Raw genomic sequence first — 12,722 nt, forward strand, 5'->3', positions numbered from 1 at the left:
CATCAGAAAATCAATTTTTACAAGCATTTTTTTATCGTTTATTTTCAGATAGATAATCTGCTCAAAGCTTAGGCGAAAAAGATGCAAAAATAGTCAAAAGCTGCTAATAGTTAGGCAATCTGAAAATATGATTTCATCAGGCGGCACATGAAACCCACCGAAAAGTCCTTTCTGACCCGCGTAAGAGACGTTATGGACGAACTGCCGCCAGCCGAAAAAAGGCTGGGTGAATTCGTATGTGATTTTCCAGGGGAACTGGCGAGCTATTCGGCGTCGGAACTGGCAGCTCTCGCCCATGTTTCCAACGCGACCGTGACGCGTTTCGTACAGCGCCTCGGTTATGACACCTATGAAGAATCCCGACGCCATGCCCGTGAGGAAAAACAGACGGGATCGCGTCTGTTTCTGTCGAGTGCCACCGATGCGGAGAGCGGCCAGTCCCTGTCTTCGCATGTCGGTCAGGGCATCGCCAATCTGGAAAAGACCTTTCTTTCCATACGCGAAACACAGATCGATGCCGTTGTGGAAGCAATGCTCGGCGCACGCAAGACATGGGTATTCGGCTTTCGCAGCAGCCAGCCTTTTGCGGCCTATCTGCAATGGCAGATGATACAGGTGGTGGACAATATCGTTGCGGTTCCCGGACCGGGCCAGACACTTGGCGAATATATTGCCAGCATCAGCCCCGACGATATGGTCATCGTCTTCGCGCTTCGCCGCCGTATTGCAAAAATGGACGACATCCTTGCCGCCATCGAAAAGCGTGGTGCGAAACTTCTCTACATCACCGATGAAGGCGCGCCGTTCCGGGCTTCCGCGCAATGGCATTTTCATTGCCAGACACTGGCGCCCGGCCCGTTGTTCAATCACGTTGCGGTCATGGCGCTCTGCCATTTATTGACCACGCGGGCCATTGAAAAAGCAGGCGCTTCCGGACGAAAGCGCCTGCGTGATATCGAAGCCTCCGGCGACCTGCTCGAAGAGCTGTAAACCGGTTATTTTACAGGCGGCGCATACATGAGCCCGCCCTTGTTCCACAGCGCATTGATGCCGCGGTCGATCTTGAGCAGGCTGCCCTTGCCGATGGTGCGTTCAAACATTTCGCCATAATTGCCGATCTTGGAGACGACATTATAGGCCCATTTCGGCTCAAGGCCGAGCTGTTGGCCGCTATCGCCTTCCGATCCGAGGAAACGGCGCACGTCCGGCTTCTTGGAGTTCAGATCCGCATCAGCGGTGGCTTGCGTAATGCCCAGTTCCTCGGCCTCAAGCATTGCAAACAGCGTCCAGCGAACGATGTTGAACCATTTATCGTCGCCCTGGCGGACGGCAGGTCCAAGCGGTTCCTTGGAAATCACTTCCGGCAGAACGGTGAAAGCATCAGGTTCGGCAAGCTTCAGACGTTGCGCATAAAGTGCGGACGCGTCGGTCGTGTAAACATCGCAGCGACCCGTTTCAAATGCTTTCAGGATGCCATCGGCAGAATCAATCACCACCGGTTCATATTTGATACTGTTGGCGCTGAAAAAATCAGCGGCGTTCTGTTCGGTGGTCGTGCCCTGCTCGGTGCAGACCGAAGCGCCGTCGAGCTTCAAGGCGCTATCGATACCCAGATCCTTACGGATCATGAAACCTTGACCGTCATAATAGGCGGTGCCGACGAAATGGATGCCCATGCCCGCATCACGCGAAAGCGTCCAGGTGGTCTGGCGCGAAAGCAGGTCGACCGTGCCGGATTGCAACGCCGTGAAGCGTTCCTTGGTCGAAAGCGGAATGAAGCTCACCTTGTCAGGATCGCCAAAGACTGCCGCCGATACCGCACGACAGAAATCAATATCGAAGCCGGTCCATTTGCCCTGATCGTCTGGCGACGAAAAGCCTGCAACGCCCTGACTGACGCCGCAATTGATCTTGCCGCGCTCCTTCACGGTCGAAAGCGTATCCGCCTGCGCCCCACTTTGAGCGGACATGGCAAAGCCCGCCGCCAACAACGAACCCAAAACTATTTTTTTCATTGTTCCTCCTCCCAGAGTTTCAGGCCAGAGTTTCAGGCCAGAGTTTCGGCCCAGAGTTTCGGCCCAGAATTTCGAAAAAGCCGATCCATTGCCCGGCAGCACGCCGCCGGGCTTGTTGTTTGTTCAGTTATCCGACTACGAACTACTTCAGTGCAGCCGCGAAGCTGTCCTCCAGAACGCTCAGCAGATGATCGGCATTGGCACGTGTGAAGATCATCGGCGGGCGCATTTTCAGGACATTGTCGAACGGACCTTCAGTCCCCATCAGAATGCCGCGTTCGCGCGCGCCATCATTGATCTTCTTGGCCAGAGCCGTTGCCGGTTCCTTGGTCTTGCGATCCGTGACCAGCTCGATACCGAGGAACAGCCCCTGCCCGCGCACATCACCGATGATATCGAAGCGCTTCTGCATCGAGCGGAACCCGTCGATGAGATAGTTGCCGATATCAAGCGCGTTGCGGCGCAGATCGTTGCGCTCAATGACATCCAGCACTGCCAGACCTGCCGCGCAGGAAACCGGATTGCCGCCAAACGTGTTGAAATATTCCATGCCATTGTTGAAGCTGCTGGCTATTTCACGGGTCGTTACCACTGCCGACATCGGATGGCCGTTGCCGATAGGCTTGCCCATGGTGACGATATCCGGCACCACATCCTGCATTTCAAACGCCCACCAGTGGCTGCCAACACGGCCGAAGCCAACCTGCACCTCATCCGCGATGCAGACACCACCAGCCGCCCGCACCTTCGCGTAGACTTCCTGCAGATAGCCTTCCGGCAGGAAGACCTGACCGGCGACGCTCGGGATCGACTCGGCAATGAAATAAGCCGGGCCGCGTCCAAGGCTTTTTACGGCTTCGATCTGCTCGGCAATACTTTCAGCAAAGCGCTTGCCATGTTCTGCCAGCGGCCAATTTTCCGGCGCGCGGTAGCTGTCGGGGATGACGGCCTCAAACACGTGATCCGGACGTCCTTTGCCGCCCTTGCGCTTGTATTTATAGGGACTGAGATCGATCAGCTCCTGCGTTGTACCGTGATAGGCCCAGTCGAGCACCAGCGCATCGCGCTGGCCCGAATGCGCACGTGCCATACGCAGCGCCAGACTGTTCGCCTCACTGCCCGAGCAGGCAAACGAGGCCACCGTCAAACCTTCGGGCAAAGTCGCCGTCAGGCGCTCCGCATAGGAAACGATGTTGTCGTGCAGATAGCGCGTATTGGTGTTGAGGATCGCGGCCTGTCTGGCAATCGCCTCCACCACCTGCGGATGAGCGTGGCCGAGATGGCAGACATTGTTGAAGCAATCGAGATAGGCGCGGCCCCGATTATCGATCAGCCATGCGCCTTCACCGCGCACGAACTTGATCGGCTCGGAGTAGGAGATGGAGAGGTTCGGCAGCAGAATATCCTTGCGGGCGCTGACGATCTCGGTGCGCGTGCGACCGGTCTGGTGGAAGGCTTCCGCCGGAATATCGGCAAGGACTGCGGCATCCGGGAAGATATCGGCCCAGACATCAAGATAGGCATGTTCGCCGACGCCCAGAATTTCCGCTGCCGTGAGGCCGGTATCCGTCGAAATCTGGAAATGGAGATGCGGCGTCCAGCCACCATTCTCGTGCATGTCGCCCATCTGGCCGACGAGATCACCGGCGGCCAGTTTCTGCCCCGGCTTCAGGCGGGACACAGCCTCATGCGCCATATGGCCCCACAGCGTGATGAAAGGCGGGCAGCCTTCCGGCTGATGTTCCAGCGCAATCAGGCCGCCATAGCCAAGTGGCGCGGTCTCGATCTCGACGCTTTTCACAGTAGCTGCAAGCGGCGTGTAGACGGGCGTGCCTGCAGGCATGAACAGGTCAAGGCCCAGATGGTGGACACGCCGCTCGCCTTCGACAAAGCGTGAACGAAACGCCTCATCGGTATAGACAGTACGCTTTTCGCCCCATGGACCGATGCCGAGCTGCACATGGTTGCGGGCGCAGAAATCATCCCACCAGGCGGTGGCTTCCTTTGGGCGCTGCCCGGCAGAATCGACCGTCATCACATGAGCCGGGTCGCCATAGGGCACCAGCGCCTTGGTCATCGTCGCCGGATGCGGGCGAACGATGGGGGCGAGGTTCTTTCGGTTGGCATTGATCCATTCACGCACCGCACCAGCACCGTCTACAGCATCGAAACCGCATGCCTTGCGCAGGATGGCGGTGGCGAAGCGCGGGTTCATGGCATCAAGCTTGTGCAGAAGCCGCCATGCAGGTGCTTCGCTGATCGCAAGATAAGGATTGTCACCGGTCTTTTCGCGGCGCGAAGCCGACAGCGTGACGCTGGTGACGAGACGCATCGCAATCAGATCGAATATGAGATCGATTTCCTGCGGCAAAAGCGGATATCTCGCATGGAACCCGGCAGCGAGGGCTGCGGCTGCACCAATCGGGTCGTCCATATCCAGAATGGAATAGGCAGCGGCAATCGCCACTTCGGCAACCAGAAAAGTGTGAACCGCATCGCCAAAATCGATCAGCCCGGCAATACGTTCATTATCCTGCGGATCAACCAGCACATTCCAGTCATTGGCATCGCTATGGATCACCTGTGCACGCTGGAGCGGCAGCTTCGGCGCGATATCGCGCTCGAAACGGACAAGGAAGCGCTCGACGACAGCGCGGTCTTCCGGCTTGTCGATGAAATGCAGACGGTCACGCGCCCGTCCGGCGTGGCGCACATCCCAGTCAAAATCGCGCAAGGCACCCGGATGGATGAAGCCCTGCAAGGCGCGGTCCAGCTGCCCCAGCGCACCGCCCAGATTGTGCATCAGCGCCTTGGTGCGCTTGACCTCGGCCAACGGCGTGCCCGGCAGCCAGCTTGCCACCCGCAGCGCATGGGGCTTGCCCTTTTCCTTTTCGATAGAGGCCAGTACCTCCCCCGACAGGCTCGCTTTCAGGCGCGGTACGGCAAGCACCGGATCAGCCTTGGCCAGATGCTGCAGGAGCGCTGTCTGGAATTCGCTTTCAACGCGCGGTTCACTGGCATTCACGACTTTCAGAATCCAGTCTCCCGATCCATTGCCCGTCTTCAGCCGGAAATTGCGATCACGCTCGCTGTCGAGCGGCGAGGCACTCGCCGTCACGCCGAAATGAAGCTGGGCCAGCACTTCAGCCTCTTGCGGAGAAAAATCGGGGGCGGGATGCGAAATATCTGTCATGGGAGGCGCTTCACGGGTTGAATATGAATGGGAAGTAACAGGATGAGCTTGGCATGTCCGCGATTTTCAGGCATCAGACAAGGCGTCGGTCAGACCGGCACTTTGCCGGAATGGACCGGCACATTTACGATAATACGAAAGAACCGACCATGCGGGAACTGGATGCGAAGGATCGCGAGATACTGGCCATTCTCTCCAAGGAAGCGCGCATTCCGCTGAAAACCCTGGCGGGACGCATCGGTCTTTCGCGCAGTGCAACCGGAGAGCGTGTCGCCAATCTTGAGAAAAATGGCGTCATTCGCGGTTACAGGGCAGACATCGGCCAGATCGACAGGAACGTCATCCGCGCCATGATTCTGGTCAGCCTCAAGCGTACACCGGCGCTTGGCCTTCTCGATGAGTTGGCGCGCCATGCCGAGGTGCGCCGGGTATCGTCGGTGAGTGGCCAGCTCGATTTGATCGTTGAGGTTGAAGTCCCCACCATAGACCGCCTCAACAGCCTGCGTGATCTCATCGCCACCCATGAAACTGTAGAGGATCTCACTACCGCAATCGTGCTTCGCCGGGATATCGAGCGCGAAACCGTCTAAAATTCAGTTATACAACTTTAGTTTGGACTATTACAATTTAAGGTAGACATTCTACCATAAGTCGAACATAACGCCTCCGGGTTGAAAAGGAGGGGACATGAAGACGCTTAATCTATTCATTATCGGGTTCGGCTTTACCGCACTCGTCATTACTTGCATTTTCGCCATCGGCGGCGGCACTATCTGATCAGTAACGAACGACAATATCATGCCCTCAGCAGGGGTTCCCCGAGGAAGATTGCTGAAGATTCGCGCACAGCGCGGATCATGAAATCGCTCAGCACCCGGATTCGCGGTGCAGCCACCACATCTATGTGACAGCTCATCCAATATTCACGCACCAGATGCATCTCGCGCGGCAGAACCGGAACCAATTCCGGATGCCGGCTGGCGATGAAATAAGGCAGCACGCACAAGCCATAGCCAATCTGCGTGGCGATCAGTTGCGCATGAATACTGGAACTTTGATAGGTGCAGCGCTGCCCTGGCAGGATTTCGCGCATGTAATCAAGGCCCGGCGTGAAAACCATGTCGTCGATGTAACCAATGAACGGATGCCGGGCCATGTCCTCGCGTGTCCTGATCGGCGGATGCCGCTCCAGATAATCGCGATGACCATAGATGAAGAGCCGATAGGGCGTCAGCTTCTCGCTGTGATAGGGACCGGTACGCGGCATATGCAGCGTGATCGACAATTCCGCCTCGCGGCGCGACAGCGACATGATCTGCTGGATCGTCACCACTTCCACGAACAGGCTCGGATAGGATTGCGCCAGCACAGGCAGACGGTCGGCAAGAAAGAAATTGCCGAAACCTTCCAGCGTCGAGAGACGCACGACACCTGACAGCGCCGCCAGATTGCCGGTAGCCTCGGTCTGGAATTTCATCGCCTCGCGCTCCATGACCTCGGCAGAGTTCACCAGCCGTTCGCCGATGGGCGTCAGCAGATAACCGCGCGGATTGCGCTCGAAAAGCTTGGTCGCAAGGGCCTGTTCCAGGCGGTCGATCCGGCGCAGAACAGTGACATGGCTGGTGCGCAACTGTCGCGCCGCCGTGGAGAGCTGGCCGGTGCGCGCAACCGCCAGAAAATATTGCAGATCGTCCCATGTGAACTGCCGCATGCACCCCTCCCAAACAGTTGCGGTGGCTCCTGTCTCTCTGTCTGTACGTTTTCGAACAGACAGTGTTCAAAAATTGTTGTTCGTGTACGCATTTGTCAATGCTACCGTTTCAAAAAGTAGCTCCGTCGAAAATGCCAGACAGGTTTGCGTCAGGAGCTGCAATAAAGAAAGAAACGCCCGGGGCGGAGGAACAAATCGGGCGGAAGCAGAGGGCGAACGGCACAGAGGAAAAGCCGTTTCCTGATCTCGAAAGACTGCTTCACTACAGCATTAGCCGGAAAATCGGAATCGATTTTCAGAAAGCACAATGCGTAGATTCAATAGTTTAGAGCGTCGTTTGTACGTCCGTAAGGATGCATGGCGCTCTGAAGAATGCCGTGCGGGTTTTCCGTGGCGGTTTTGGTGTTATTGGGAGGAGCACTTCATGAAATGTCTCGCACTTGCAACGGCAGCGCTTTTCGCCGCCACGGCTATCTCGTCGGCAGCGGAAATTTCCGACGGCAAGGTCAAGATCGGCATTCTGAACGATCAATCCGGCGTTTATGCCGACTTCGGCGGCAAATGGTCGTTCGAGGCTGCCAAGATGGCGGCTGAAGATTTCGGCGGCAAAGTGCTCGATGCGCCGATTGAGATCATCACGGCGGACCACCAGAACAAGCCGGACGTCGCCTCGAACATCGCGCGCCAGTGGTACGACACCGAGCAGGTCGATTCCATCATGGAACTGACAACCTCGTCGGTCGGCCTCGCCGTACAGGCCCTGTCCAAGGACAAGAAGAAGATCACCATCAACACAGGTGCGGCCACGTCGGAACTGACCGGCAAGCAGTGCACGCCTTATGGCTTCCATTGGGCCTATGACACCCATGCGCTTGCAGTCGGCACCGGCGGCTCGCTTGTGCAGCAGGGCGGCGATACCTGGTACTTCCTCACTGCCGACTATGCTTTCGGCTATTCGCTGGAAGAGCAGACAAGCAAATTCGTCGAATCCAAGGGCGGCAAGGTTCTGGGTTCCGTGCGCCACCCGCTGGCAACCACCGATTATTCCTCCTTCCTGCTGCAGGCACAGGCCTCCGGCGCCAAGGTGGTCGGCCTTGCCAATGCAGGTCTCGACACGTCCAACGCCATCAAGCAGGCGGCTGAATTCGGCATCGTCGCCGGTGGCCAGCGCCTCGCGGCCCTGCTCTTTACCCTGTCGGAAGTGCACGGTCTCGGCCTCGAAGCCGCTCAAGGCCTGACGCTGACCGAAGGTTTCTACTGGGATCGCGACGATGAATCGCGCGAATTCGGCAAGCGATTCTTCGAGCGCACGGGCCGTATGCCGAACATGATTCAGGCAGGCACCTATTCCGCTGTCACCCAATATCTGAAGGCGATCAAGGAAGCCGGGACCGACGAAACCGAGGCCGTTGCCAAGAAGCTTCATGAAATGCCGGTCGAGGACGTCTTTGCCCGTCGCGGCAAGGTCGGTGCCAACGGACGCATGATCTACGACATGTATCTGATGGAAGTGAAGAAGCCTGATGAAAGCAAGGCGCCTTGGGATTACTATAAGGTTCTTGCAACCATTCCCGGCGATCAGGCCTACATGAAGCCGGAAGAAAGCGGCTGCCCGCTGGTAACGCAGTAAAAAGAGGCTGGTTGAATGAACGCAGCAACTGGCAATATGACGGCCCTGCATGAAGCAGGGCCGAACGATGGTGGCTCATCCGGCAAGACCGTTCTGTCGGCACGCGGACTGGGCAAGTCTTTTGGCGGCTTTCATGCAGTCAAGAATGTCGACCTCGATGTGGAACATGCTCGTGTTCACGCGTTGATCGGCCCCAACGGTGCAGGCAAGACCACTGTTTTCAACCTCCTGACCAAGTTCTTGCAGCCATCGAGTGGCGAGATCACACTTCTGGGCGAAACCATTACCAAGACCGATCCGGCCAAGGTGGCCCGCATGGGTTTGGTGCGCTCGTTCCAGATTTCGGCCACCTTTCCGCACCTGACCGTGCTGGAAAATGTAAAGGTCGCATTGCAGCGTCCCAATGGGCTTGCCACACAGTTCTGGCGCTCGCTGTCAGCACTCGACCGGCTCGACGCGCAGGCCATCGAGCTTCTGGAGCGAGTCGGCCTTGCCGATGCCCGTCATGCGCTGGCCGCCGATCTGTCCTATGGCCGCAAGCGCGCGCTCGAAATCGCCACCACGCTGGCGCTCGATCCGAAGGTTCTGCTGCTCGATGAGCCGATGGCGGGCATGGGCCATGAAGATGTCCATACCATTGCCGCCCTCATTGCCGATGTGGCGAAGGATCGCGCGGTCTTGATGGTCGAACACAATCTCAAGGTGGTGGCCGACATTGCCCACCACGTCACGGTGCTGCAGCGCGGCGAAATTCTCGCCTCCGGCGATTATGCCACCGTCTCCAAGGACGAGCGCGTGCGCACCGCCTATATGGGAACCGAACATGAATAGAGGCCAACCGCTATTATCCGTGCGCGGGCTCAATGCCTGGTATGGCGAAAGCCATGCCCTGCACGGCGTCTATAACAGCAATATACAGATGCGACAGATGGGCAAGATAGAGATGCGACATTTTTAGGTCGCGTGCTCTGTTCAGATCGAACGAGGAAAGGAAGACTGGCTCTCTATTGATGTGTATCAGTTTAGAGAGTTGCCATGTCTTGTTTGATTACTATGTCGCAGAGAGAACTCAATCGATTGGAAGTCATTCAGAAGATACGGGATCGCCGCCTGACCGTTATACAGGCCACCGCATTGCTCGATCTCAGCCGCAGCCAGATTCATCGTCTTTTACAGGCTTACGATAAACTTGGGAGTGCTGGACTGGTTTCGGGAAGACGCGGTCGCCTGAGCAATCATCGTTACAGCGAAGATTTCCGCAATGGTGTTCTGGATTTGGTGCGGGGTTATTATCGGGATTTCGGTCCGACACTGGCCTGTGAGAAGCTTGCCGAACGACACCAGCTTTCGGTCAGCAAGGAGACGCTGCGGCAATGGATGACGGTGGCTGGGTTGTGGACGTCGCGTCGTGAACGCAAGCGACAACTGCATCAGCCGCGCGGCCGGCGGGATTGTTTCGGTGAACTGGTGCAGATCGACGGGTCGCATCACTGGTGGTTTGAGGAGCGGGGTCCCAAATGCGCCCTCCTCGTTTATATTGACGATGCCACCGGCAAGCTTCTGCATCTGCGTTTTGCCGGATCAGAGAATACATTCGATTATTTTCATGCGACGAAGGCCTACTTGCAGGAATGGGGCAAGCCGCTGGCCTTTTACAGCGACAAGCATGGTGTGTTTCGCTCCACACATGGTTCAGAGAAAGATCGAACAAGCGGCCTGACACAGTTTGGTCGGGCACTTTATGAGCTCAACATCGATATTATCTGTGCCAATACTCCGCAGGCCAAAGGCCGTGTCGAGCGGGCCAACAGGACTTTGCAGGATCGCCTGGTGAAGGAATTGCGACTGCGCGGCATTGATACAATCGAAGCAGCAAATGCTTATGCGCCGGAATATATTGCAGACTTCAATGCCCGGTTTGGCAAGGAGCCGCGCAATCCGAAGGATATGCATCGACCGCTGGCCGGGCATGAGAACATCGACAGCGCGATGTGCCGGAAGGAAGTACGGACACTTTCGCAAACACTGACGCTGCGTTACGACAAGGTGCTGTTCATCCTGGAGCCGACGGAGCTTGCAAAGCGGCTGGCCCGACAGAAGGTGATTGTCTGCGATTATCCGGATGGCCGTCTGGAGATCATGCATGGAACGGACACCCTGCCCTATACAACCTTCGACAAGCTTCGTTCTGTTCACCGGTCGCCTGTTGTCGAGAACAAGCGATTGGATGACATGCTATCGATTGTGGCCGAGATGCAGGCAGGTCGGGAATTGCAACGCAGTAAGAGTGGACCACGCAGAACGGGGCAGACGAACCACATGTTTGGTGTTCGCGACGGCAGCACAGCCAACGGTTATCAGAAGCGTGAGCGCAAATCGCGCACCGCTTACATGAACGATCCTGAAGTTACTGCACGTCGGGAAAAAGCATTAGCCCGGTTGGCTGCAGCCGAGTGAAATGCCCATCTTTAATGACATTTGGCACTCTCAAAGCTAAAGCCGAAGAGGTGGATATTCACCCGCCCCCATTCCTCGCTTGCAACCCTGACCAGCCTCTCGGAATGGGGGCTGAACGTCAGCACCTGTCGCATTTCTATCTTGCTAAAAACGTCGCATCCCTAACTTGCTAAAACAGCGTCGACCTCGATATTTGGCCCGGCGAAACCATCACGCTTCTGGGCCGCAACGGCGTCGGCAAGACGACGACGCTGCGTGCCATCATGGGCATCATCCGCAAGCGCACCGGCACCATCACGCTCGACGGCAAGGACATCATGCGTGTGCCGCTGCATCGCATCGCCCATGCCGGTCTCGGTTTTGTGCCCGAAGAGCGCGGCATCTTTGCCACCTTGAGCGTGCATGAAAACCTGCTTTTGCCGCCTGTCGTCGCCAAAGGCAGTCAGGGCACGATGTCGCTTGACGAAATCTACGAACTCTTTCCCAATCTGCATGAGCGCCGTAACAGCCCCGGCACCAAGCTTTCGGGTGGCGAACAGCAGATGCTGGCAATTGCGCGCATCCTGCGCACCGGGGTCAAGGTGCTGCTGCTCGACGAGCCGACCGAAGGTCTTGCGCCCGTCATCGTGCAGCGCATCGGCGATGTGCTGGTGGAGTTGAAAAAACGTGGCATGACGGTGTTGCTGGTCGAGCAGAATTTCCGCTTCGCCGCCAAGGTCGCCGACCGCTTTTATCTCATGGATCATGGCGTGGTGACGGAAAACTTCCCCACCGCCGAACTGCCCGCCCGCATGGCGGCGCTCAACGAAGCGCTGGGGGTATGACACGATGACAATGATTTTTGGAATACCTTTGCAGGCACTTCTCGGGCAGCTGCTGGTCGGCCTCATCAACGGCTCCTTCTATGCCATGCTAAGTCTCGGCCTTGCCATCATCTTCGGGCTTCTGCGCATCATTAATTTCGCCCATGGCGCGCAATATATGCTGGGTGCCTTTGTCGGCTATCTGCTGTTGAGCTGGCTTGGCATCGGCTACTGGCCAGCGCTGATCCTCGCCCCGCTTATCGTCGGCCTCGGTGGCGCGATCATCGAGCGCGTGGCCCTGTCGCGGCTCTACAATCTCGATCCGCTCTATGGCCTGCTCTTCACCTTCGGCCTTGCCCTCGTGATCGAAGGCACGTTCCGCTATTATTATGGCGCTGCCGGTCAGCCCTATGCCGTGCCGCCCTCGCTTGCGGGCGGGCACAATCTCGGCTTCATGTTCCTGCCGAACTATCGCGCCTGGGTGGTCGTCGCCTCGCTTTTCGTCTGCCTCGGCACCTGGCTCCTGATCGAAAAGACCAAGCTTGGCGCCTATCTGCGTGCCGCGACGGAAAACCCCACTTTGGTCAAGGCCTTCGGCATCAATGTGCCGCTGCTGCTCACCTTCACCTATGCGCTGGGTGCAGCGCTTGCCGGTGTTGCGGGCATCATGGCCGCGCCGATCTATCAGGTCAGCCCGCTGATGGGGTCCAACATCATCATCGTGGTCTTTGCCGTGGTGGTCGTCGGCGGCATGGGCTCGATCCTTGGCGCCATCATCACCGGTTATGTGCTGGGACTGGCGGAAGGCCTCACCAAGGTCTTCTACCCCGAGGCTTCCAGCATCGTCATCTTCGTCATCATGGCTATCGTCCTTCTGGTTCGACCCGCCGGACTGTTCGGGAAGGAGGCCTGA

Annotated in this window: 10 protein-coding genes and 1 pseudogene; 8 read left to right on the top strand and 3 right to left on the bottom strand. The window is 57.4% G+C overall.

Annotated features, from left to right (window positions below):
- The first annotated feature begins 147 nt into the window (after positions 1 to 147).
- Positions 148 to 990 (top strand): MurR/RpiR family transcriptional regulator, encoded by an 843-nt coding sequence (locus tag ABDF71_RS11765; RefSeq protein ID WP_010659475.1) that lies wholly within the window; start codon positions 148 to 150, stop codon positions 988 to 990.
- 5 nt (positions 991 to 995) lie between these two features.
- Here ABDF71_RS11765 and ABDF71_RS11770 read toward each other — a convergent pair whose 3' ends face one another.
- Entirely contained in the window at positions 996 to 2,015 is a 1,020-nt protein-coding gene (locus ABDF71_RS11770; protein WP_500061577.1) for an amino acid ABC transporter substrate-binding protein, read from the bottom strand.
- A gap of 142 nt (positions 2,016 to 2,157) precedes the next feature.
- Complete coding sequence (locus ABDF71_RS11775) at positions 2,158 to 5,208, bottom strand: aminotransferase class III-fold pyridoxal phosphate-dependent enzyme (RefSeq protein WP_500061578.1); 3,051 nt, start codon at positions 5,206 to 5,208, stop codon at positions 2,158 to 2,160.
- Between the two features lie 149 nt (positions 5,209 to 5,357).
- Here ABDF71_RS11775 and ABDF71_RS11780 point away from each other — a divergent pair, with 149 nt between their 5' ends.
- Positions 5,358 to 5,798 (top strand): Lrp/AsnC family transcriptional regulator, encoded by a 441-nt coding sequence (locus tag ABDF71_RS11780; protein WP_010659472.1) that lies wholly within the window; start codon positions 5,358 to 5,360, stop codon positions 5,796 to 5,798.
- Between the two features lie 206 nt (positions 5,799 to 6,004).
- Here ABDF71_RS11780 and ABDF71_RS11785 read toward each other — a convergent pair whose 3' ends face one another.
- Positions 6,005 to 6,919 carry a LysR family transcriptional regulator gene (locus ABDF71_RS11785; protein WP_012091474.1) on the bottom strand — a complete coding sequence of 305 codons (915 nt, stop codon included), beginning with the start codon at positions 6,917 to 6,919 and terminating at the stop codon, positions 6,005 to 6,007.
- 424 nt (positions 6,920 to 7,343) lie between these two features.
- Here ABDF71_RS11785 and ABDF71_RS11790 point away from each other — a divergent pair, with 424 nt between their 5' ends.
- From ABDF71_RS11790 to ABDF71_RS11815, 6 genes and pseudogenes are all read left to right on the top strand, one after another.
- A complete protein-coding gene (locus tag ABDF71_RS11790) occupies positions 7,344 to 8,549 on the top strand; it encodes an ABC transporter substrate-binding protein (RefSeq protein WP_151663774.1) in 1,206 nt (401 codons plus the stop codon).
- 15 nt (positions 8,550 to 8,564) lie between these two features.
- Positions 8,565 to 9,380 carry an ABC transporter ATP-binding protein gene (locus ABDF71_RS11795; protein WP_010659468.1) on the top strand — a complete coding sequence of 272 codons (816 nt, stop codon included), beginning with the start codon at positions 8,565 to 8,567 and terminating at the stop codon, positions 9,378 to 9,380.
- Positions 9,319 to 9,450: pseudogene (locus tag ABDF71_RS11800) on the top strand (ABC transporter ATP-binding protein); the annotation flags it as partial. The gene ABDF71_RS11795 and the pseudogene ABDF71_RS11800, both read left to right, overlap by 62 nt.
- A gap of 134 nt (positions 9,451 to 9,584) precedes the next feature.
- Entirely contained in the window at positions 9,585 to 11,006 is a 1,422-nt protein-coding gene (locus tag ABDF71_RS11805; RefSeq protein WP_151610612.1) for an ISNCY family transposase, read from the top strand.
- Between the two features lie 191 nt (positions 11,007 to 11,197).
- On the top strand, positions 11,198 to 11,830 hold the full coding sequence (locus tag ABDF71_RS11810; protein WP_500061666.1) for an ABC transporter ATP-binding protein: 633 nt from the start codon (positions 11,198 to 11,200) through the stop codon (positions 11,828 to 11,830).
- 4 nt (positions 11,831 to 11,834) lie between these two features.
- The gene (locus tag ABDF71_RS11815; protein ID WP_010659466.1) at positions 11,835 to 12,722 is read left to right on the top strand and encodes a branched-chain amino acid ABC transporter permease; all 888 of its coding nucleotides are present in this window, start codon (positions 11,835 to 11,837) and stop codon (positions 12,720 to 12,722) included.

It is taken from the genome of Ochrobactrum sp. WV_118_8 (genome assembly GCF_039631535.1).
GTDB lineage: Bacteria > Pseudomonadota > Alphaproteobacteria > Rhizobiales > Rhizobiaceae > Brucella > Brucella anthropi.